Consider the following 21,307-nt stretch of genomic DNA (forward strand, 5'->3'; position numbering starts at 1 on the left):
GAGAACGTGGAGCTGAACGACGTGCGGCGGCGGCCGGAGTGATCCGGCCGCCGCCACTGTCGTGGTTGAACTGATCAGCCGGCCAGACCGGCCACCGGGGTCGGGTCCAGCACCACCGTCGCCGAAGCGGACTGCGGGGGTACGCCCGGGTCGGTCGGGGCGTCGGTGTACTCCGCGACGAACACCGCGGTCAGGTTGTCCGCGCCGCTGTGCCCACCGTCGAGGAAGGTGGGAATGGTCCCGGAGCAACCCGTCGAGGTGGAGAGCGGGTGCCCGTGCTCATCGTGCCCGAGCACGTAGGTGACCTTCACCCGGGAGCAGTCCACCGGCAGGTCGTCGGTGACCTTCACCTCGTACGCGACCGTCTGCCCGAACTGGAACGGCTGCCCGGCCTCCGGGGTGACGAACTCGACGATCGGCGCGGTCGGCCCGACCACCAGCGGCAGGGACGCCGAGGCGGACCGTCCGGTGCGGTCGGTGACCTTCAGCGTCGGCATGTACGAGCCGTTCTCCGGGAACGTCCAGCTCGCGTTCGGAGCGGTGCTGTCCACCGAGCCGTCCGCGTTGAAGTCCCACGCGTAGCTGAGCTTGTCACCGTCCGGGTCGGTCGTGCCGGCGCTGGAGAACGCGACGGTCAGCGGGGCCTGCCCAACGGTCGGGGTGCCACTGATCTTCGGGATCGGCGTCCGGTTGCCCCGGACGAAGTCGATCCGGGACAGCTGCGCGTCCGGGTTCTCGGCGAAGTAGCCGTCGCCGTACTCCAGCACGTAGAGCGCGCCGTCCGGGCCGAACTCCATGTCCATCGGGTTGTCCACCACCAGCGACGGCGCCACCGGACGGATGTCCGTCACGTCGCCGTCCTCGTCGAGGCGGAACTCCTTGATGTAGTCGCGGGACCACTCGTAGAACAGCGGGACCCCGTCGTAGTAGGCCGGCCAGCGAGTGCGCGACGTGCTGGTTCCGTCGTAGTCGTACGCCGGGCCACCCATCGGAGAGATGCCGCCGGTGCCCAGCTGCGGGAACTCGGCCGAGGGGGCGGCCGCGTACCAGACCTCCGGCTGCTCGACCGGCGGCAGCACGCGCTTGCCGGTGTTGCGCGGTGAGTCGTTGACCGGGCGCTTGCAGTTGAACTTGGCGCCGGACTCGCCGGTGGCGAAGTCGTAGTCGCGGTAGGCGATCGTCGGCGTCACGCAGTACGGCCAGCCGTAGTTCGCCGGCTTGTCGACGAGCATCCACCGGCCGTGCCCGGCCGGCCCGCGCTCCGGGTTCGGGCTGGAGGCGTCCGGGGAGTAGTCGCCCACGTACACGTTGTCGGTGCGCCTGTCGACGGCGAACCGGAACGCGTTGCGCAGCCCCATCGCGTAGATCTCCGGGCGGGTCTGCGCCGTGCCGGCCTTGAACAGGTTGCCGGCCGGCACCGTGTAACCACCACCGGCCTTCACCTTGATACGCAGCAGCTTGCCGCGCAGGTCGTTGGTGTTGGCCGAGGTGCGCTGGGCGTCGTACGCCGGGTGGCGGTCGGCCCGCTCGTCGATCGGGATGTAGCCGTCGGAGGCGAACGGGTTGGTGTCGTCACCGGTCGACAGGTACAGGTTGCCCTTGCTGTCGAAGTCGATCTGGCCGCCGACGTGGCAGCAGATGCCCCGGTCGGTGGGCACGTCGATGATCTGCTGCTCGCTGGCGAGGTTGAGCTTCATCCCGTCCAGCTTGAACCGGGACAGCCGCAGCGCGCCCTTGAACCGCTGCCAGTCCGCCTCGGTGCCGGTCTCGGGCGCGTCCCCCTCGTTGACGCCGGGGGTCGCCGGGTCGTCCACCGGAGTGTCCATCGGCGGCGAGTAGTAGAGGTACACCCACTTGTTCTGGGCGAAGTTCGGGTCGATGGCGACGCCCTGCAACCCCTCCTCGTCGTGCTCGTACACCGGAATGTCGGCGGCGAGGGTGTTCAGCCCGGTGCGCGGGTCGTGGATGCGGACCTCACCGGTGCGGGAGGTGTGCAGCACCCGCAGGTCGGGCAGAACGGCGAGGCTCATCGGCTCGCCCGGGAAGTCGTTTAGTGTCACTTTCTGGAAGCTGCTGTCCGGCGGCGCGGCCGGCGCTGCGGACGCTGCCGACGGTGGTACGGCCAGACCGGCCGTCACCAGCAGCAGGGCGGACGCGAATGCGGTCCTGTTCATCAGGTGAGTCCCCCGGGGTGGTTTCAGTACCGAAGTGAAGCGAGATAGTCGAAGCCGACGCGAGCGGTGTCCAGGGCGTCGGCGGGGGAGCGCGGCGCAGTGCCCGCGTCGTCACGCTCCACGATGTACTCCTCGATGCCGGCCTCCCGCTCGTGGGCGAAGATGCGGCCGAAGTCGATGACACCGTCGCCGAGGTCGGCGAACCCACCCTCGACGTCGAGGTCCTTGACGTGCACCTGGCGGATCCGACCGCGGTTGGCCCGGATCACGTCGACCGGGTCGTGGGCGCCCCGCCAGGTCCAGTAGAGGTCGAGCTCGAAGTGGACCAGCCGGGAATCGGTCTGTGAGCTGAGGATGTCGAACCCGGTCGAGCCGCCGGTCAGCGGCACGAACTCGAGCTGGTGGTTGTGGTAGCCGAAGTCGAGCCCCGCGCGTTCGGCGAGCCGACCGGCGCGGTTCAGGTCCCGGGCCAGGGCCCGGTAGACGGCGGGGTCCCGGATCGGCTGGCCGCTCGCGTCCCGACCGAAGTACGGGTGGACGATCTTCTTGCAGCCCACCACGTTGGCGTCGGCGAGAGCCTGCTCCCAGGTGGCGGCGTCGAACGGCTGCGGGATGCCGACGTGGCCGGAGGTGGAACGCAGCCCGGCCTCGTCGAGCGCGGCCCGGAACTGTGCGGCGGTGCGTCCGACGAAACCGGCGTGCTCCACTCGCCGGTAGCCGATCCGACGCAGTGCGTCCAGAGTGCCGGGCAGGTCGGCGGCGAGCTGATCACGCAGCGTGTAGAGCTGAATGCTGATCCGGTCCACCGGCACCCGGCGGCGGCCCTGGGCCTGCCCGGTGGAAGCGGCGGGCGCGGCGACGGCCGGGCCGCCGAGCAGACCGGCGGCGCCAACAGCGGCCGCGGAGACGGTCGCGGCGCGCAGCACTCCACGCCGGCTGACCGGCTCGGACGCCGGCGTCGGCCCCGGTCGGTTGAGTTGTTGATCCATGGTGGTGGTCCCTTCCTGACGGCTGGTACGCCGTCGGCGGCGGTCGACCTGACTGCCGTCCGCCGGGCGTGCCGAACCGGCCGGAGGCGGGCTCCGGCTGGACGGTGAGGGACGGCGCGGGTGCGGCCCGGACCCATCGGGAGCGGAACGCGGCGACCCGGCAGAGGTGGCGGCAAGTTGATCGACGAATGGGCAACCCTCTATCTAGATCGAGACCTTACCCTTGCCTCCGGACGAAGGCAAAGCTTTGTCGCGTTCGCCGGAAGTTTCGCTTCAACTGACAAAAGTCCGCCCACGAGGTGCGCCACCCGGCCTGACCTTCTACTTCCCGTGCCCACCACGCCGCCCGATCCGCCCGGCCCGACGCGGGGTGATCCACTCGGGTTCATGGAAGTCGCGGTTTTAGGGCGACCCGGATGCCGCGACTTCCATGAAGTCGAGTCGATCATGGAGCGGGTCCTCCCCACGCGGCCGACGCCCTGTGTCGGTGCGCGCCGAGCCCACCCCCAGATGCCACCACCCCGCCATTCGGACAGTCGACGTTGCGTCGCTCAAGCGGAGCAAAACACATGACAAGGGTCGGTTGAACCCCTGTTCCGGCCAAGCGGAGCATTGTCGGAAAATGCGTCGATAAATGCGCCGCCGATTATTTCCGAATGCCGCGAATGGTCCCCTCGGGCGGGCAAGAATATGGCGGAGGGAAGTCGAAAACGGGGGGACTGAAACATGACGTCTAGGCGGCGATTGACGCTGTTGGCGGTAACCATCGCAGCCGCACCACTCGTCCTGGGTGCGTGCACCGCCGACCGGGGTTCGGCGACCGGCTCGGCCAAGAAGCACGCCGCCCCACCGGAACTCGCTGTGACGCCGGGGGACAAGGCCCGGGACGTCCCGGTCAGCGCCGAGGTGGGCACGGTGGTCAAGGGTGGGAGGGTCACCGGCGTACGCCTCACCGACGACAAGGGCAAGCAGGTCAACGCCGAGCCGCGCGAGGACGGCTCCGGCTGGGTGCCGAGCGCCCCGCTGCAACCACGACGGACCTACACCGCCGAGGTGACCGCGACCGGTGACTCCGGTGCCACCACCACCCGCACCACCACCTTCACGACGATGGCCAAATCGACCAAGCCGCAGATCACCAGCACACTCTATTTCAACGGCAATCGGACGTACGGCACGGCGATGCCGGTAACGGTGGCTTTCGACCCAGGAATTCCGAAAGAGGCCAGGGCGGATGTCCAGCGGCGGTTGTTCGTAAAGACCAATCCACCGCAACCGGGCACCTGGTCGTGGCTTGAGGATGGAAGTCAGGTCTATTACCGGGCTCCCGATTTCTGGAAGCCGGGGACCACCATCAGTGTCCGGGCCGGTCTGGAAGGTCTGCCGATCGGAAAGAAACTGGTCGGCGACGCCGAGCGGACCGCGACCTCCAAGATCGGACGGCAGGTCTCGCTGGAGATCGACAACGCCACGAAGCAGATGACCGTGCTGCGCGACGGCAAGCAGGTCCGCCGGATCCCGGTCAGCCTGGGCAAGCCGAGCACGCCGAGTTCCAGCGGCAAGATGGTGATCATGGAGAAGCACGAGCGGGTCACCTTCGACACCCGGGGTGAGCCGGACGGCGGCTACGTGGTCGACGTCGACGACGCCCAGCGCTACACCTGGGGCGGCGAGTTCATCCACTCCGCCCCCTGGTCGGAGGGGGACCAGGGCAACACCAACGTCTCGCACGGTTGCGCGAACGTCTCCGCCACCGCCGCCAACTGGTTGATGGGGGTGACGCAGGTTGGCGACCTGGTCACCGTCAAGGGCACCGAGGTGGAGCTACAGCCGGGCAACGGCTGGACCGCGTGGAACGTGAGCTGGGACGAGTTCGCCCGGGGCAGCGCCCTGCCGGTGCCGCCCGGGCTCAAGCCCGCGCCGGTAGCCCCGGCGCACCCGGGCGCGGTGGCCGGCGGATCGCCCGCGCCTGCGCCCTCGGTCAGCGGCCGCTGAGACACCACTGACGGCAGGACAGGGTCGGCCCGCCACCACGGCGGACCGGCCCTGTCGCCGCCCGCGGCCATCACGCCATCACCCCAGGGGTACGCGGGCCACCCCGGACCCGGTCAGGCTGCCCAGCCAGAGGTGGTCGCCGTGCTGGCGTACCCCGGTGATCATCGAGTAGTGCCCGTTCGGACCGTGCAGTGTCCGGCGGACCGTTCCCGCGTCGTCGACCAGCGCTACCAGCCCGTAGCGGCGTGGCTGCGGCTGCATCGCGTCGGGCAGCAGGGCGGCGATCTGGCGCAGCCGCGGATGGGGCAGCAGCCGTTCGGCGATCGGCACCCGGGGGCTGGGCAGCGCGATCCAGTACGTCCCGTCGCCAACCGAGGCAAGATTGTCCGGGTACGCGGGCAGGTCGGCGAGGACCCGCACACCGCCGCCGAGTTCGACCCGCAGCAGGCGGTGGGTGCTGGTCTCCACCAGCATCAGCGCCGACTCGTCCGGGGTCAGCGCGATTCCGTTGGGGAAGTACAGCCCGTCGGTCACCACCTCGGTGCGGCCGCTACCCGGATGGTGGGCCAGCACCCGACCGTTGGGACGGTGCTCCAGCAGGTCCCGCTTCCAGTGCGAGACGGGAAACCGGTCGGAGCTGTCGGTGAAGTAGATGGTGCCGTCACGGCCCACCGTCGCGTTGTTGGCCAGGTGCACCGGGGGTGCCGTTCCGGTCAGTTCGCGTACCGCGCCGTCCGGGGTGACCCGCAGCAATCCGCGGTACGCGTCGCAGACCACCAGGGCCTCACCGGACGGGTCCAGCTCGATGCCGAGCGGACGACCCCCGGTCTCGGCCAGCAGTTGGGGTGGGGTGCCGGCCAGCGCGTCGACGGGCCACCACCAGAGCCGACCGTCCTCGTCGCCACTGATCACCCGCCCGGAGCGGTCGATCAGCACGTCCTCGGGGCCGATGGCGCCCGCGGGGAGGGGTAGCAACTCGGCCTCGTCGAGCCGACGGTCGGTGGGGGCCCATGGCCCGGCCAGCGCCGGAGGGCTGGTCGCCGGCTCGCGGACGGGGCGGATCAGCCGGGGCGGCCGGGGCCGGGGGATCAGCATCGGCCTATTCTCCACCCGAATGCCGGCCGACCCCCGGGTTCCGAGCGCGTGCGGCGCGCCGCGCGGGCCCCTGACTCCACCCCGAGAGGGAGGTGGAGCGCCTCGGGGTATGCCCCTGGGCGTACCCGGAATCACTCCGCGGAGGGGCGAAAGTGTCGGTGGTGGCGGCTAGATTTCTGGGCATGGAAGAGCACAGCGACCGGCTGGACGTGCAGGTCAGCGTGGGTGACCAGATGGTCCTCGTGCGGGTGGCCGGCGAGGTCGACATCGCCACGGTGGCCGCGTTCCGGTCCGCGCTGTGGTCCGCGCCGGCCCGCCCGGTGCTTCAACTGGAGATGTCCGGGCTGCGGCTGCTCTCCGCCGCTGGCGTTCGCACGCTGCTCGCGGCGCATCTGCGCGTGCGGGCCTGCGGTGGCGAGTTGGTCCTGGTCGACCCGAGCCCGGTGGTGGCGCGGGTGCTGCGCGTCAGCGGCCTGCACCGCGTGATGCCGATTCTGGAGCTGACCTCGCCGATGGAGGCCGCGCGTCGCCCGGTGGTCGCAACCACGGACCTGCAACTGGCCGCCTGACCCCGACGGCGAGTGGGCTCCCACCCTCGTACCCGGACGCGGGGCCGCCGACGTGGGCCGGCGACCCCGACAATCGGTCAGCTCACGCCGAGCAGGTCGACGACGAAGACCAGCGTCTCGCCCGGCTTGATGACGCCGCCGGCGCCCCGGTCGCCGTACCCCAGGTGCGGCGGGATGATCAGGCGACGGCGACCGCCGACGCGCATGCCGACGACGCCCTGGTCCCAGCCGGCGATGACCTGGCCGCCGCCGAGCGGAAAGTCGAACGCCTCGCCCCGGTTCCAGGACGAGTCGAACTCGCCGCCGGTGGAGTGCGACACGCCGACGTAGTGCACGCTGACCAACTGGCCCGGCTCGGCCTGCGGGCCGTCGCCCACGGTGATGTCCTCGATCACGAGGTCGGCCGGCGGTGCACCCTCGATCGGACCAACCTCGGGCTTGCCCGACTGGGCGCCTGCTGCCTGGGTCATGCGGGGATCTCCTGCCGTGTTGGGTGATGTGTCCGGTCACCGTCGATCCTGCCGGATCACCCCTCACCGATGTGCGGCGGACCCGCAACCTGCTCCGCGGCCCCGTCCGCCGGTCGTGCACCGACGGTCCCGGTGGCCCTTCGGGCCCGGGCGGTGGGACGACGACGCGGCGGGCGTCACCGATGCTGGTGACGCCCGCCGCAGGGGGTGTGCGGTGTTCACCGCAGCCAGGGCATCCGCCGGACGATCGGCAGTCTCGCCCACACCCGGCCGAGACCCCAGGTGTCGCCGGCGTTGACCAGCGCCAGGACCGCCAGCACCGCCGCGTAGATCAGGTGGTCGTCCATGAAGGGGTTGTTCTCCGGAGGCAGAACGGCGGTCCACATCATGACCAGCAGCAGCCCACCGGCCACGGCGGCGACCCGCATGCCGATGCCGAGCAGCAGCGCGACACCGATCCCGGCCAGGCCGACCATGAAGAGCCAGTCCGCCCAGGCGGCACCGGCGATCCCGGCGTAGAGATCCTTGAACGGGCCCGTCACGCCGAAGGTCAGGAATCCCTTGGTGGGGCTGCCCCCGTTGATCCAGGCGTTCTTCGACTCGGTGGCCATCCCGAAGCCGAACATCTTGTCGATGAAGGCCCAGAGGAAGATCCAGCCGAGCGCCAGCCGGGTGCCGGCCAGGATGTACCGGACGGCCCGTTCGTGAGCGGTGCCGGCCTTGGCAGCGGTGTTATCGGCGGTGACCCGCTCGATCGTCGCGATCATGGTCTCCACGTCCCTTCTCAGCTTCGCACCGCGCTTCCCGGTGGCATCTCCAGTGGACGCCCACGGCGTTCTCGGCGGCAGGGCCGACAGACCGCAACCGGGCGGGACGTTCGACCCCCTCCGATCCGGTCCGGCGGCCCTGACGACCGTCGGCGCTCGGTCGTAGCGTCCGAGTTGGACCAGGAGAGGGAGGTCGTGATGAGGACCTGGCAGGTGGGTGACGTGATGACCCGGGAGGTCGAGACCGTGGTGGCCGAGACCCCGTACCGGGAGATCGTCGATGTGCTGTTGCGCCACGGTGTCAGCGCGGTGCCGGTGATCGACGACTTCCGCCGGGTGCTGGGGGTGGTGTCCGAGGCTGATCTGCTGCACCGGGTCGAGCGCGCCGGTGATCCGGCGCTGCGACGGGTCTTCGAGAGCCGCCGTCGGCGCGGTGCCCGTGGCAAGAGCGCCGCCCTGCTGGCCGGCGACCTGATGACCGCGCCGGCGGTCACCACCGATCCGGAGGCGACGCTGTCCGCCGCTGCCCGGCTGATGGACCGCGAGCAGGTCAAACGGCTGCCGTGCTGGACGACCTGGGCCGGCTGGTCGGGATCGTCAGTCGTGCCGACCTGCTGCGGGTGCACCTGCGGTCGGACGCCGAGATTCGGGAGGACGTGGTCCAGGAGGTGCTCCGCCGGGTGCTCGCCGTGCGGGATGGACTGGTCACGGTCGAGGTCCGCCACGGTGACGTGACTCTGGCCGGTCGGCTGGACCGCCGCTCCGCCGTCGACCTCGCCGGTCGACTCGCGGGGCAGGTCAGTGGTGTCGTGCGGGTGACCAACGCGATCGCCTACGACGCCGACGACACGATCTCCGACCCCCGCCAGGTGATGCCGGTCGCCTGAGCAGGGGCGGCGCCCGTCCAGAGCCTCAGCCGTTGCCCCTGGGAACCACCAGGTCGCCGTAGTGGTGCCCGATCCGACTTCGGTGGACCGCCCGATGCCGGGTCGGGCGTTCACCTAGGCTCGGAAAGGGCCGCCGGCCTGGTTGACGGGCGGTGCGCGGTGGTCGATGCGGAGGGCGTCGGTGGCTGAGGCGACGGTCGCGGTCCCGCTCTGGGCCTGGGCGGCGGTCGGCGCGGTGATCGCGGTGCTGCTCGCCGTGGATGTGCTCCTGCACCGGGACAACCACGTCATCGAGCTCCGCGAGGCGCTGCTGTGGAGCGCCGTCTGGATCGGCGCGGGTCTGCTGTTCGGGTTGGTCGTCTGGTGGGGCCTCGGCGGTGACCCGGCCATCGCGTACTTCTCCGGCTACCTGCTGGAGAAGGCGCTCTCGGTGGACAACGTGTTCGTCTTCGCGCTGCTCTTCGGCTACTTCCAGGTGCCGCCGGGCTATCAGCACAAGGTGCTGTTCTGGGGTGTCGTGGGGGCACTCGTCTTCCGGTTGCTGTTCATCTTCGCCGGTGCCGAGTTACTGGACCGGCTCGCCTGGGCCGGGTTCGTGCTGGGCGCGTTCCTGATCTGGACCGGTTGGCGGCTGGCCGTACGCGGGAAGCCGGACGTCGACCCGGAACGCAACGTCGTGGTCCGGCTGTTCCGGCGGCTGGTGCCCACCGACGCCCGCTACCACGGCGACCGGTTCACCGCCCGGGTGGCCGGTCGACGGGTGGCGACGTTGCTGCTGGTCGCGCTCGTCGCCATCGAGGCCACCGACGTGGTCTTCGCCATCGACTCGGTGGCGGCGATCCTTGCCATCACCACGAACACCTTCCTGGTCTGGACGGCCACCGCGTTCGCCGTCCTGGGGCTGCGCAGCCTCTACTTCTGCCTCGCCGGCCTGCTGCGCCACTTCGGCTACCTGCGGTACGGGTTGGCGCTGCTACTGGCCTTCGCCGGGCTGAAGCTGATTCTCGCCGAGACGCCGGTGGGCAAGCTGCCGGTCTGGTTGACCCTGGCCGTGGTGCTGCTGACCCTGACGGTCTCCATCGGCGCCAGCACCCTGGCCGCCCGCCGCCGAACCGACGGCTGAGCCGCCGGGCCGCTGGCTGAGCCGCCGGGCCGCGTCCCGACCGCTGGGCGGCGGCCCGGGTCAGCCGACCAGTACCGGCCGGGACAGCTGGTCGGCGAGCACCGCGGGCGCCTCGGCCAGGGACGGGCCGTACCAGGTGAGGTGCCGCCCGGAGAGCAGGGCGCACGGTACGCCGGGGAAGGCCTCCGGCCCGTCGTCGGCGGTGAAGCGGTACGGCTCGTCGGGCATCACCACCAGGTCGGGCTCTCGTTCGCGTAGTTCGGTGAGGGTCGGGCGGGGATAGCGTTCGGGGTGCTCGTCGTAGGCGTTGACCACGCCGAGGCGGCGCAGCACGTCACCGGCGAACGTGTCGCCGCCGAGCACCACCCACGGCCGACGCCAGACCGGCACCACCGCGCGGCGGGTCGTCGTCAGCCGGGGTGGTGTGGCCCACGCCCGCCGGGCGGCCCGCAGCCAGGCCGGCTCCGTCGGCGCGCCCAGTTCGGTCAGCACGTCGCCCAGCTCGGTCAACGCGCCGGGAACGGTCCGCGGATAGGTGACCCGCACCGGTACGCCGGCCGCCCGTAGCGCCTCCGCGTCGGCCCGGCGGTTCTCCTCGACGTTCAGCAGCACCACGTCCGGACGTAGCGCGCGCACCCGGTCCAGATCGGGGTACTTGCTGCCGCCGACCCGGGCCACGTCGAGCCCGGCCGGGTGGCTGCACCAGTCGGTGGCCCCGACCAGCGCTCCCGGCAGGGTCAGCGCCACCGCCTCGGTCAGGGACGGCACCAGCGACACCACCCGCACCCGCGTACCTCCGTTCGCCGCCGACACCGATCATGCCCCTCGGTGCGGCGTCGGGTCAGGGGCGGCCGGGCTCGATGCGGGCGGTCACGTCGAGGTGCGCGGGCTGGCAGTCGGTCGTCGCCGCGAATCGGCGGACCGCGGCGCGTACGTGCTCGCGTACGCCGGCGGTCGGCGCGTCGGCGGTGAGGTCCACCCGGATCCACACGTCGGGGTGCGGTGGCGCGCCGGTGAGCACCACCCGGGCCCGGCGTACCCCGGGGTTGCCGGTCAGGTCACGGGCCAGTGCGTCGGCGAGAACGTCGGTGGCCAGCCGGGTCCGGCCCGGCCGGCGTCCGGGGTGGCTCAGGGTGCCGCGCAGCGTGCCGTCCGGGCCCCGCAGCTCCCGGGTCAGCAGGCGTTGCCCGGCCAGCGCGAACAGCGCTCCGGCGACAGCCGCGGCCAGGGTGTTCCACGGCGCGGCCGCCCGCCACCGGTCGACCAGTTCGGCGCTGAGCAGCACCGCCGCCGGGTCAGCGCCGGGCAACGTGCCGAGGCTGGCCGTCAGCGCCGCCGCGCCGCCCGCGACCAGCAGCAGCGCGATGATGGTCCACAGCAGTCGGTGCCCGGCGTTGGTCACGCCGGCCGTCGCCGAGGCAGCAGCCGGACGTCGATCCGGGCGGGGCGGGGTGCGGTGAGGTGGCGCAACTCCTGGTGCACGGCGAACTCGATCTCCGCCCGGGCCGCCGGGTCGCCGGTCGCGCGGACCCGGGGGCGCCACTGGCCGCCGCGTCGACGGACCCGGACCCGGGCGCGGCGGACGCCCGGCACCGCGCTGGCGGCGTCAGCGAGCCGCCGTTCCACACAGCGCCGGTGCAGGTACCAGCCGTCGCGCTCGTCGGCGCGCAGGCGGACCGGCGTCCAGCGGCGCAGCTGGGCGACGAGGATGGCCAGGCCCAGCAGGAGAGCCCCGCCGGCCACGGCCCGGACGGTGGGGTCGCGCCACCGGGTGCCGCTCAGCGCGTCGAGCCAGCCGCTGGTGTCGAGCGGTGTCGGTCGGTGCAGGGTGAGCAGCAACGCCTGGACGGCCGCCGCGGCGCCACCGAGAAGGAGGGCGGTGGCCAGCAGCAACGAGGCGATCCGGTTGGCGGTGCGCATCTCAGCCGTCCTCGGGTGTGGCGGTGCCGACGCCGGAGGAGTCGACGCCGGGGACGAGCAGGTCGTCAACGGTGACGGTCACCACCGCCACGCTGAGCCCGGTCTGGGCGGCCACCTGGTCGGTGACCACCGCCCGGACCGTCTCGGCGATCGTCGGCACGCTGTGGCCGTACCAGGTGATGAGGTGCAGGTCGAGTCCGACGGACCGGTCATCCAGGCGGACCGCCGCCGGGCGGACGACGGACACGCCCGGCACGAGGCTGGCCGCCTGCACCGCGATCCGCGCGACGTCCGCGGTGTCGCCCGGGCGGCGCTCCGGACCGGTCGTCCCGGCGGCCAGTCCGGTGCCGGGGTTCGTCCCCGCGGACGGGCGGGTGGTCACCGGCGCCGCCGAGCGTCGGCGCGGCGGTCGCCGAGACCGGTCACCGCGAGGTCGCCGTCGAGCACCCGGACGACCAGCCAGCCGAGCAGGCCGGCGAGGACGGCCAGGGCGGTCACGCCGACGCCGGCGAGCGCCCAGACCGCCACGGCGAGGAACCCGGCGAGGAAGCCGAACTGCTGTCGCGACATGGTCACCTCCGGGCCGGTCCGGTACCGGCGGTTGCTGGATACACCCGGTGGCCATTCCTGGAACATCGGCGCTGCTGTGATCCCCGTCACATCGGAAGTCGGTGGGCCATGATCGACCACCTAGACTCGGCCCGGCTCGACCGACCGGCGGATGGATCAGGCAGATGACGAGCATCGGGAGCGACGACCCCGGTTGGCTGCGGGCGATGCCCGCCGAGGCGGGACGTGACGGGCTGCTCAGCCGCGCCGGCCATCGGGTCCTGGCGGCACGCCGGCTCACTGATCTGGTCCAGGGCCGCCCACCCGGTGTCACTGGCAGCCAGTGGACCTCGGCGAGCCGCGCCAGCTTCGACTTCGTTGTCTACGCCGCCGACACCGGCCGTCCGGTCGTCGCCGTGCAGATCGGCCCGGTGCCGTCTCCCGGCTCGGCGGAGCAGCGCGTGGAGCGACTCACTGACGCGGTGAGCGCGGCCGTCGGCCTGCCCGTTCTGCGGATCGGTACGCCCACGTTGAGCGCCGCCGAGCATGGCCGCCGCCTGGTCGAGTACGTGATCGACGCGCGCGCCTACGCCGCGGGCGGGGTCACCGCCGCCGGGCCCGAACCGGCGCCGGTGGGCTTCCGGGACATCCTGGGCCGGCTGCCGGACGGGCGTACCGGGCCGGTCAACGACCTCGGCGCGCTGACCCGCGCTGCGGCGGTCGAGGCGTACGTGGCCGGGCAGGTGGCCGACCCGATCGTGCGAGGGCTGCACGTCCGCTGGGTGGACGGGCCGGCACAGGGGTGGAGCTGGGTGCAGGTACGCCCCGACGCGTGCCTCATCGAGCAGGTCTCGGTGACCGAACACCGTTTCTCCTGCGGCATCGACGCGGCCCGGTTGGCCGAGGATCTCGCCGCCGTCGCCGTGGGGGAACGACTGCGGGGGAACGCCGTCGCCGACCTGCTGCCACGCGCCGAGTGGACCGCCCGGATCGCCGCGCTGAGCCAGCGCCGCCACGAACTGGTCGGCGGTTTCGCCTTCGACCACCTCTGCGCCGACTGACCAGCGCCCGTTCACCTGCTGATCCCTGCTCCGCACCGGCTCCGTGTCGGGCCGCGGCAATTTCCTGTGCGTCTGTTGAACCTTCCCGGCCGCCGCCCCGTACTCCTGCGCGAATGAACAGGATCTCCCCATCCGCGTCCACCGGGCGCGGGAGACGGTGCGGAAAGGGCATCGTCGGCCATCGACGCATTACCGGGTAGGTCACGGTGGGCCGCCACCGCGGCGTGCCACCTCACATCCGTCGGTCCGCCGAGGGCAGAAATCCACTACCGGATCGAGAAGGAGAGCAATTCGATGCGCAGGTCCACTCGGGCGCGCCGGCCTTCCGGCAACGCGCGGAGCAAGCGTCTGCTGGCAGTTGTCGGCACGCTCGCGGTCTTCGGCGGAGTTGTCGCCGTGACTCAGATTTCGTCGGCCCAGGACCGGCGGACAAATAAGCCACGTCCGGCTGCCGGGCAGTGCGTGGAGCCGAGCCCGGGCGCGACCGCGCCGACCGGTGCCGGCTCGACCAGCCGGACCTGGCAGAACGGTCGGTGGGTGCGTAATCACTGGGGTGACGGACAGCAGTCGGTCCCCGAGTGCGAGGACGGCAAGGACGGCACGGTGGGCACCGGTACGGCCATCGCCTGTCCGGATGTGGCTGCCAAACTGCCGCAGGTGCCGAACCGGGCGCGGGCCGAGGTGGACCGCAACCTCGCCCAGTTGCAGACCCAGATCGCCGAGGCGGACCGCCGGCTCGCCGCCGAGGGCAACAAGGGTGAGGCGTTCATCCGCAGCGCGATCCTCCAGCCGTTGGCCGGCAAGCGCCGCGCTGTGCTGGACCGGATCACGACCGCCATCGACCGGGTCGGACCTCGACCGCAGGGCCTCGCGCAGCTCGCCGAGTGCCAGGTGCAGCCCACCGGCGGAACGGGCGGCAACAACGGCGGCGGTAGCACGCCCACCACCACCCCCGGTGGCGGCAACAACGGCGGTGGCAACAACGGCGGCGGGAACAATGGCGGTGGCACCGAGCCCGGCGCCGGGCTCGGCGTGCTCGCCAACGACTGCGACGAGAGCCGGCTCCAGCCACACGACGGTTTCCAGAACGGCAACCGCTGCGTGAGCACCGAGTTCGGTGAGGTCGGCGCGGCGGCCAACAACCCGTCGCTGCTGATCACCCAGTTCCCCGAGCAGGTCGGCCAGAACCAGCCCTTCACCCTGCGGGTCAGCACCCGCAACCTGGTCCGGGACCGCTTCCTGGCCGCCGGTCAGGGTGGCTACTACGTGGAGAGCTCGCTCCTCAACGACCAGGGCCTGGTCCGCGGTCACTTCCACACCGCCTGCCGGATGCTGGACAGCCTGACCGCCCCGCCGGAGCCGCAGGAGGTGCCCGCGTTCTTCGTCGCGACCGAGGACGGTCGCGGTGGCGCCCAGCCCGACGAGGTGACGATCCAGATTCCGGGCCTGCCGGAGTCCGGTACCGCCCAGTGCTCCGTCTGGGCCGGTGACGGCTCGCACCGCCTGCCGATGATGGAGCGGGCCAACCAGACCCCCGCCTTCGACTCGGTGCGCATCGACGTCAACTGAGCTGACGTACAACGGCGGCCGGCCACCCGGGGCGACAACCCGGGGTGGCCGGCCGCCGCTTCGTTTCCGGTGCCCGGACAAACGACGGGGCCCCACCGTTTCCGGCGGGGCCCCGTCGAGTCGCGTCAGCGGCTCTTGTACGCCTCGACGACCTCAACCGGGATCCGGCCCCGCTCGGAAATCTTGTAGCCGTTCTTGACGGCCCATTCCCGGATGGCCCGGTTCTGCTCCCGATCCATTCCCGCGCCGGCGGGTCGCCCCGGTCGCCGGACTGAACGGGTGCTCTCCACCGGGCCGCGCCCGATCCGCCGACCCGCATTGATGTACGGATCGAGCGCCTTGCGCAGGACGCCGGCATTCTCGTCGGAGACATCGATCGTGTAGGCCACGCCGTCGAGACTGAACTCAACCGTCCGGTCGGCCTTCCCACCGTCGAGGTCGTCGGTCAGGACCGTGATTACTTTTCTCGCCATTGCCGATTACTCCCTGTGTGCGGCGGGATGTGTCCAAAGTCTGACCTATCACCCCGGTAATCCGCAACAATATGCCTTCCATTCATTCGGCGCGTCGCGATTCCGTTACCGAGCAAAACCGTGAATCGGTTCGGTGCCGAGGCCTCATTCCCCGAGGATGCCGCTGTGACCGGCGACGGCAGCGGCCTCGGCCCGGTTCGAGACCCGCAACTTGCGCAGCAACGCGGCGGTCATCCGTTTCACCGTCCGTTCGGAGACGTGCAGTTCTTCGGCGATGTCGACGGTGCTGCGGCCGGCGGCGATCGCCCGCAGCAGCCGCCGTTCCTCGCCGTCCAGGTCGACGGTCGCGGAGCGCGTGGGTCGTAGCATGGCGCGGAGCAGTTCGGCCGGCAGCACCGCCCAGCCGTCGAGGATGGCCAGCAGCGGGGGCAGCAGCTCCTCGGGTTCGCTGGTCTTGGGCAGGAACCCCTCGGCGCCGGCTCGCAGCGCCTCCACCGCTGGCCCGGGCTCGGCGGAACCGGACATCGCGACCACCCGTACCCGAGGGGTGGTCCGCCGGATCGCGGCCACCGCCCGGATGCCGCCGGGCGGTGGCATGTGCAGGTCGACCAGGGCCAGGTCGGGGCAGTAGTTGCTGACCAGGGCCGCCGCCGCGGCGGCGTCGCCGGTCGAGGCGACCACCTCGGCGCGGCCGTTGGTGGTGATCGGGAGCAGCAACTCCAGGCCGCGGACGAAAAGGGGGTGATCGTCCACGACGACGAGTCGCAAGGTGGAGGCTCCCGGCATGTCTGCGCCGTTCCCCAGCGGGTACCGATCATGCGGGTTCGCACCGAACGAGAGGAGTCGGGTGGATGCGCGTACGGCATGGTTTGCGGGACCTGCTGCGAGGGTTGCGCCCCATTGAGCCGACACCCGGCGAGAGACGGCCGACGGCCGCCGATTCGGAGTTGCTGCTGCGGGTGTTGTGCCACGAGTTCCGTACGCCGATCAGCACCCTGACCTCACTGACCCGCGCGCTGGCCGATGAGCGTCGGGAGCTGACCGGGGACGATCGGCGGGCGCTCAGTGAGCTGGCCCGGGACCAGGCCGCCCACCTGCAGAGCCTGCTACGCGACGCGACCGCGGGCACCGGCGTGCTGACGCCGGCTCCGCAGCCGGAGCCGGCCGTCGCGCTGGCAGGCATCCTGCGGGAGGCCGCCGCCCTGGTGCCGGTGGGCCGTCGGCGGGCGCGGGCCACCCGGCGGGCGGCCTCCTGCCCGGTGCCGGCCGGACGAACCCGACAGGTACTGGTCAACCTGGTGCAGAACGCGTTGCGGCACGGGCCGCAGGACGGACAGGTCGGGCTCTACGCCACAGTGTGCGGCTCCAGCCTGAGGATCCTGGTCACCGACGAGGGCCGGGTCGACGATGCGCTGCTGGTCGCGCTGCGGCGTCCGGCGCCGGCCGTCGGGATGTCCGGTCTGGGCCTGTGGATCGCGCGACAGCTCGTCGCGGCGGACGGGGGAGCGTTGCGGGCACACCGGGTACGCCCCCGTGGAGTGGCGCTGGAGGTGCTGCTGCCGATGGCTCGCCCGGTGCGCTGACCCGGGCGGGACACCGGTTGGCCCGCTCGGGTCATCGGGGCGGGAACGGCCTCGCTACCTATTTTCGGTACCGAGGAGGTTGGATGTTCAGCCACGTCAAGGATCTGCAGTTCGAAGCCAAGCCGGACGGCCCGGACGCGGCGTTCGCCCGCCGTTTGCAGGAGGTGCTGGGCGGCAAGTGGGGCGAGATGACGGTCGCGAACCAGTATCTCTTCCAGGGTTGGAACTGCCGACTGCCCGGCAAGTACAAGGACCTGCTGCTCGACGTCGGCACGGAGGAGATGGGCCACGTCGAGATGATCGTCACGATGATCACCCGGTTGCTGGACAACGCGCCGCTGTCGCTGACCGAGGGGATCGCGGAGGACCCTGGAGGTGCCGCGACGTACGCCGGTGAGAACCCGGCGCACTTCATCCACGGCGGTGGCGGCGCCCTGCCCGCCGACTCCAACGGGGTGCCCTGGAACGGCGCGTTCATCACCGCCAGCGGCAACCTGTTGGCCGATTTCCAGCTCAACGTCACCGCCGAGGCGCAGGGTCGGCTCCAGGTCGCCCGGTTGTTCCACATGACCGACGACCCGGGCGTCAAGCAGATGCTGCGCTTCCTGCTGGCTCGCGACACGATGCACCAGAACATGTGGCTGGCGGCGATCGAGCAGCTCAAGGAGGACGGGCTGGAGGAGATGCCGGTGCCGGAGGCCTTCCCGGACTCGGGCGAGCTCACCGAGGAGTACGGCTACACCTACCTGGGTTTCTCCTCGGGCACCGACGCCGCCCAGGGACGCTGGGCGTCCGGGCCTTCGCCGGACGGCAAGGGCGAGTTCCGGTACGACGACAACCCGCGGGCGAACGCGCCGGAACCGGTGCTGCCTCCGGGTGACCCTCGCCTGTACGGCACCAACCCGGGGGTGGCCGGCTCGGTGAAGAACACGGTGAAGAGCAAGCTCACCTGAGGTACCTCGTCGGGTCGTCCGCCGGTCCCGGGCGACCCGACGGACCGGGTGGAAGAGTGGTCTGGGTCACAGGCCGGAACAAGGGGAACGTTTTGTTACTTGAGTGAGACACGCTCAACTCAACGCGATAGCAGGTGTTCGATGGCAACTCTTCCGGTACTTCCCCTGACCGACGCCGTGCTGCTGCCCGGCATGGTCATCCCGGTGACCCTCGACCCCACCACCCAGGCCGCGATCGACGCGGCGCGTGCGACCGGCGACCGCAAGCTGCTGGCCGTGCCGCGCATCGACGGCGAGTACGGCCCGGTGGGCGTGGTCGCCACCATCGAGAAGGTCGGCCGGCTGCCCGAGGGTGAGCCCGCCGCCGTCATCCGTGGCCTGTCCCGGGCCCGGATCGGCTCCGGCGTGCCCGGCCCCGGTGCCGCCCTCTGGGTCGAGGCGACCGAGCTCGACGAACCCGCCTACGCCGGTCGGGCCCGGGAACTCGCCCGCGAGTACCGCGCCCTGGTGACCTCCGTGCTTCAGCAGCGGGGCGCCTGGCAGGTCATCGACGCGGTGGAGCGGATGACCGACCTCTCCGAGCTGGCCGACTCGGCCGGCTACGCGCCCTGGCTGACGCTGGAGCAGAAGACCGAGCTGCTCGCCGCGCCGGACGTCACCGCCCGGCTGGAGCTGCTGGTCGGCTGGGTGAAGGACTACCTGGCCGAGCAGGAGGTCACCGAGCAGATCAACAGTGACGTCCGCGAGGGGCTGGAGAAGTCCCAGCGCGAATTCCTGCTGCGCCAGCAGCTCGCCGCGATCCGCAAGGAACTGGGCGAGGACGAGCCCGACGGCTCCGCCGACTACCGGTCCCGCGTCGAGTCCGCCGAGCTGCCGGACAAGGTACGCGAGGCGGCCATGCGTGAGGTCGGCAAGCTGGAGCGGGCCAGCGACGCCTCCCCGGAGGCCGGCTGGATCCGTACCTGGCTGGACACCGTGCTCGAGATGCCGTGGGGCACGCGTACCGAGGACAACACCGACCTGGCCGCGGCCCGGGCGGTGCTCGACGCCGACCACGCCGGCCTGTCCGACGTGAAGGACCGCATCCTGGAGTACCTGGCGGTGCGCAACCGGCGTGCCGAGCGCAACCTCGGTGTGGTCGGCGGTCGCGGCTCCGGCGCGGTGCTCGCCCTCGCCGGTCCTCCCGGGGTGGGTAAGACCAGCCTCGGCGAGTCCGTGGCGCGGGCGCTCGGGCGTAACTTCGTCCGGGTCTCGCTCGGCGGCGTCCGCGACGAGGCGGAGATCCGCGGGCACCGGCGCACCTACGTGGGGGCGCTGCCCGGTCGGATCGTCCGCGCGCTGCGCGAGGCCGGTTCGATGAACCCGGTCGTGCTCCTCGACGAGGTGGACAAGCTGGCCGCCGGCTACGCCGGTGACCCGGCCGCCGCCTTGCTGGAGGTGCTCGACCCGGCCCAGAACCACACCTTCAGGGATCACTACCTGGAGGTCGACCTCGACCTGTCCGACGTGCTCTTCCTGGCCACCGCCAACGTGGTGGAGTCCATCCCCGGCCCCCTGCTGGACCGGATGGAGCTGGTCACCCTGGACGGGTACACCGAGGACGAGAAGGTCGCCATCGCCCGCGACCACCTGCTGCCCCGGCAGCGGGAGCGGGCCGGGCTGACCGTCGACGAGGTCAGCGTCGCCGACGAGGCTCTCGCGCTGATCGCGGGGGAGTACACCCGGGAGGCCGGCGTCCGGCAGCTCGAGCGCGCCCTGGCCAAGATCCTGCGCAAGGTGGCGGTGACGCTGGCGACGGATCCGACGCCGGCACGCGTGGGCACCGACAACCTCACCGGTTACCTGGGTCGGCCGAAGTTCACCCCGGAATCGGCCGAGCGCACCGCCGTGCCCGGCGTGGCCACCGGTCTGGCCGTCACAGGCGCCGGTGGGGACGTGCTCTTCATCGAGGCGACCAGCATGGAGGGCGAGCCGGGGCTGACCCTGACCGGCCAGCTCGGTGACGTGATGAAGGAGTCGGCGCAGATCGCGCTCTCCTACCTGCGCTCCAACGGGCGGCGGTTCGGCATCGACCCGAACGCTCTCGCGGGACGCCGGATCCACGTCCACTTCCCGGCGGGCGCGGTGCCCAAGGACGGCCCGAGCGCCGGCATCACCATGGTCACGGCCCTGGCGTCGCTGGTCACCGGTCGCCCGGTCCGCCCCGAGTTCGGGATGACCGGTGAGGTGACGCTCTCCGGTCGGGTGCTGCCGATCGGTGGGGTGAAGCAGAAGCTGCTCGCCGCGCACCGGGCCGGCCTCACCGAGGTGATCATCCCGGCGCGCAACGAGCCCGACCTGGACGACCTGCCGACCGAGGTGCGCGAGGCGCTGACCGTGCACACCCTGGCCGACGTGGCCGACGTGCTCGCCCTGGCGCTGCGCCCGGCCGACGTGAAGACGCTGGACGGTCCGGCGCTCTTCGCGGTCTGACGCTCCGACCATCCGGGCCCCCGCCGTCTTCCGACGGCGGGGGCCCTTCTGGTACGCGGGGGACGGTCTACTGTCTCGTCTGCACCGTCAACCACCTCTCCGCCGCGAGGCGGCCCCCTGGAGGAACCCCCGTGAACGTGGTGCTCTGGATCATTCAGATCCTGCTCGCCGCCGTCTTCGCCGGCGTCGGGCTGGCCAAGCTGAGCCAGCCCAAGGAGAAGTTGCGCGACGTCATGCGGTGGGTGGACCCGGTGCCGCCGTCGCAGGTCAAGTCGCTCGGGGCGGTCGAGCTGCTGGCCGCCGCCGGGCTCGTGCTGCCCGCCGCCACCGGCATCGCCACAGTGCTCACCCCGCTCGCCGCCGTCGGGCTGGTCATCGTCATGATCGGCGGCATCCTGGTGCACCTGCGTGCCCGCGAGCAGCAGACCTCCCAGGACGGGCGTCGCACCGAGATCCAGGGCGCGGTCGCCTGCGCGGTGCTGCTCGTCCTCGCCGCAGTGGTGGCCTGGGGCCGTTTCGGCCCGTACGCCCTCTGATCCGCGTCGGCCAGCACGCGACAATGCACAGTAGAGTCTGCCCGCCGCTCGAGGTGGCACTCAACGGGGGAGAGGTATGGAACCGATCGTGAGCGCACCTGGTGCGGTACCACCGGCGGTGC

The 21,307-nt window shown here is 71.6% G+C and carries 23 protein-coding genes; 11 read left to right on the forward strand and 12 right to left on the reverse strand.

The features are described 5' to 3' along the window. Positions 1-74 precede the first annotated feature (74 nt). Positions 75-2,174: a PQQ-dependent sugar dehydrogenase gene (locus GA0070561_RS08075; protein WP_091397719.1), complete on the reverse strand. Its 2,100-nt coding sequence runs from the start codon at positions 2,172-2,174 to the stop codon at positions 75-77. Between the two features lie 23 nt (positions 2,175-2,197). Beyond that, positions 2,198-3,163 carry a sugar phosphate isomerase/epimerase family protein gene (locus GA0070561_RS08080; RefSeq protein ID WP_091397722.1) on the reverse strand — a complete coding sequence of 322 codons (966 nt, stop codon included), beginning with the start codon at positions 3,161-3,163 and terminating at the stop codon, positions 2,198-2,200. A gap of 726 nt (positions 3,164-3,889) precedes the next feature. Here GA0070561_RS08080 and GA0070561_RS08085 point away from each other — a divergent pair. Continuing rightward, the gene (locus tag GA0070561_RS08085; RefSeq protein ID WP_091397725.1) at positions 3,890-5,158 is read left to right on the forward strand and encodes a L,D-transpeptidase; all 1,269 of its coding nucleotides are present in this window, start codon (positions 3,890-3,892) and stop codon (positions 5,156-5,158) included. Positions 5,159-5,236: 78 nt separating this feature from the next. Here GA0070561_RS08085 and GA0070561_RS08090 read toward each other — a convergent pair whose 3' ends face one another. Next, on the reverse strand, positions 5,237-6,253 hold the full coding sequence (locus GA0070561_RS08090; protein WP_091397728.1) for an SMP-30/gluconolactonase/LRE family protein: 1,017 nt from the start codon (positions 6,251-6,253) through the stop codon (positions 5,237-5,239). 182 nt (positions 6,254-6,435) lie between these two features. Here GA0070561_RS08090 and GA0070561_RS08095 point away from each other — a divergent pair, with 182 nt between their 5' ends. Next, a complete protein-coding gene (locus tag GA0070561_RS08095; protein WP_091397731.1) occupies positions 6,436-6,822 on the forward strand; it encodes an STAS domain-containing protein in 387 nt (128 codons plus the stop codon). Positions 6,823-6,899: 77 nt separating this feature from the next. Here GA0070561_RS08095 and GA0070561_RS08100 read toward each other — a convergent pair whose 3' ends face one another. Continuing rightward, positions 6,900-7,292 (reverse strand): FKBP-type peptidyl-prolyl cis-trans isomerase, encoded by a 393-nt coding sequence (locus GA0070561_RS08100; RefSeq protein WP_091397734.1) that lies wholly within the window; start codon positions 7,290-7,292, stop codon positions 6,900-6,902. 218 nt (positions 7,293-7,510) lie between these two features. Further along, positions 7,511-8,068: a DoxX family membrane protein gene (locus GA0070561_RS08105; RefSeq protein ID WP_091397737.1), complete on the reverse strand. Its 558-nt coding sequence runs from the start codon at positions 8,066-8,068 to the stop codon at positions 7,511-7,513. A 189-nt stretch (positions 8,069-8,257) separates the two neighbouring features. Between GA0070561_RS08105 and GA0070561_RS08110 the strand changes: the two genes are divergently transcribed. The 3 genes from GA0070561_RS08110 to GA0070561_RS08115 all read left to right on the forward strand — a co-directional run bounded on the left by GA0070561_RS08110 (position 8,258) and on the right by GA0070561_RS08115 (position 10,069). Further along, positions 8,258-8,794: a CBS domain-containing protein gene (locus tag GA0070561_RS08110; RefSeq protein WP_244166114.1), complete on the forward strand. Its 537-nt coding sequence runs from the start codon at positions 8,258-8,260 to the stop codon at positions 8,792-8,794. Then, the gene (locus GA0070561_RS34110; protein WP_244166115.1) at positions 8,749-8,946 is read left to right on the forward strand and encodes a BON domain-containing protein; all 198 of its coding nucleotides are present in this window, start codon (positions 8,749-8,751) and stop codon (positions 8,944-8,946) included. The genes GA0070561_RS08110 and GA0070561_RS34110 overlap by 46 nt, the downstream gene beginning before the upstream one ends. A 166-nt stretch (positions 8,947-9,112) precedes the next feature. Beyond that, positions 9,113-10,069, forward strand: coding sequence for a TerC/Alx family metal homeostasis membrane protein (locus GA0070561_RS08115; protein WP_091397740.1), 957 nt, complete (start codon positions 9,113-9,115; stop codon positions 10,067-10,069). Between the two features lie 60 nt (positions 10,070-10,129). Here GA0070561_RS08115 and GA0070561_RS08120 read toward each other — a convergent pair whose 3' ends face one another. Genes GA0070561_RS08120 through GA0070561_RS33510 form a run of 5 tightly spaced genes read right to left on the reverse strand, consistent with a single transcriptional unit; the run spans position 10,130 to position 12,625 of the window. Continuing rightward, entirely contained in the window at positions 10,130-10,855 is a 726-nt protein-coding gene (locus tag GA0070561_RS08120; protein ID WP_091397742.1) for a helical backbone metal receptor, read from the reverse strand. A 55-nt stretch (positions 10,856-10,910) separates the two neighbouring features. Beyond that, positions 10,911-11,471 carry a hypothetical protein gene (locus tag GA0070561_RS08125; RefSeq protein ID WP_091397745.1) on the reverse strand — a complete coding sequence of 187 codons (561 nt, stop codon included), beginning with the start codon at positions 11,469-11,471 and terminating at the stop codon, positions 10,911-10,913. Beyond that, positions 11,468-11,989: a DUF6286 domain-containing protein gene (locus GA0070561_RS08130; RefSeq protein WP_091397748.1), complete on the reverse strand. Its 522-nt coding sequence runs from the start codon at positions 11,987-11,989 to the stop codon at positions 11,468-11,470. The genes GA0070561_RS08125 and GA0070561_RS08130 overlap by 4 nt, the downstream gene beginning before the upstream one ends. 1 nt (position 11,990) lies before the next feature. Next, positions 11,991-12,371: an Asp23/Gls24 family envelope stress response protein gene (locus GA0070561_RS33505; RefSeq protein WP_167362355.1), complete on the reverse strand. Its 381-nt coding sequence runs from the start codon at positions 12,369-12,371 to the stop codon at positions 11,991-11,993. Further along, entirely contained in the window at positions 12,368-12,625 is a 258-nt protein-coding gene (locus GA0070561_RS33510; RefSeq protein ID WP_167362356.1) for a hypothetical protein, read from the reverse strand. The genes GA0070561_RS33505 and GA0070561_RS33510 overlap by 4 nt, the downstream gene beginning before the upstream one ends. Before the next feature lie 98 nt (positions 12,626-12,723). Between GA0070561_RS33510 and GA0070561_RS08140 the strand changes: the two genes are divergently transcribed. Both GA0070561_RS08140 and GA0070561_RS08145 read left to right on the forward strand, forming a co-directional pair. Continuing rightward, complete coding sequence (locus GA0070561_RS08140) at positions 12,724-13,599, forward strand: PDDEXK family nuclease (protein WP_091397754.1); 876 nt, start codon at positions 12,724-12,726, stop codon at positions 13,597-13,599. Positions 13,600-13,893: 294 nt separating this feature from the next. Then, complete coding sequence (locus tag GA0070561_RS08145; protein WP_091397756.1) at positions 13,894-15,168, forward strand: hypothetical protein; 1,275 nt, start codon at positions 13,894-13,896, stop codon at positions 15,166-15,168. A gap of 125 nt (positions 15,169-15,293) precedes the next feature. Here GA0070561_RS08145 and GA0070561_RS08150 read toward each other — a convergent pair whose 3' ends face one another. Both GA0070561_RS08150 and GA0070561_RS08155 read right to left on the reverse strand, forming a co-directional pair. Then, a complete protein-coding gene (locus GA0070561_RS08150; RefSeq protein WP_091397759.1) occupies positions 15,294-15,641 on the reverse strand; it encodes a histone-like nucleoid-structuring protein Lsr2 in 348 nt (115 codons plus the stop codon). A gap of 144 nt (positions 15,642-15,785) precedes the next feature. Next, positions 15,786-16,394 (reverse strand): response regulator, encoded by a 609-nt coding sequence (locus tag GA0070561_RS08155; RefSeq protein ID WP_244166116.1) that lies wholly within the window; start codon positions 16,392-16,394, stop codon positions 15,786-15,788. A gap of 98 nt (positions 16,395-16,492) precedes the next feature. Between GA0070561_RS08155 and GA0070561_RS08160 the strand changes: the two genes are divergently transcribed. The 4 genes from GA0070561_RS08160 to GA0070561_RS08175 all read left to right on the forward strand — a co-directional run bounded on the left by GA0070561_RS08160 (position 16,493) and on the right by GA0070561_RS08175 (position 21,185). Next, positions 16,493-17,224: a sensor histidine kinase gene (locus GA0070561_RS08160; protein ID WP_141710335.1), complete on the forward strand. Its 732-nt coding sequence runs from the start codon at positions 16,493-16,495 to the stop codon at positions 17,222-17,224. Positions 17,225-17,307: 83 nt separating this feature from the next. Next, positions 17,308-18,177: a manganese catalase gene (locus tag GA0070561_RS08165; RefSeq protein ID WP_091397769.1), complete on the forward strand. Its 870-nt coding sequence runs from the start codon at positions 17,308-17,310 to the stop codon at positions 18,175-18,177. A gap of 141 nt (positions 18,178-18,318) precedes the next feature. Next, positions 18,319-20,649 (forward strand): endopeptidase La, encoded by a 2,331-nt coding sequence (gene lon / locus GA0070561_RS08170; RefSeq protein WP_091397772.1) that lies wholly within the window; start codon positions 18,319-18,321, stop codon positions 20,647-20,649. A 131-nt stretch (positions 20,650-20,780) separates the two neighbouring features. Further along, the gene (locus tag GA0070561_RS08175) at positions 20,781-21,185 is read left to right on the forward strand and encodes a DoxX family protein (RefSeq protein WP_091397774.1); all 405 of its coding nucleotides are present in this window, start codon (positions 20,781-20,783) and stop codon (positions 21,183-21,185) included. Positions 21,186-21,307 lie beyond the last annotated feature (122 nt).

Origin of the sequence: Micromonospora saelicesensis, assembly GCF_900091575.1 — a bacterium.
Classification (GTDB): Bacteria; Actinomycetota; Actinomycetes; order Mycobacteriales; family Micromonosporaceae; genus Micromonospora; species Micromonospora saelicesensis.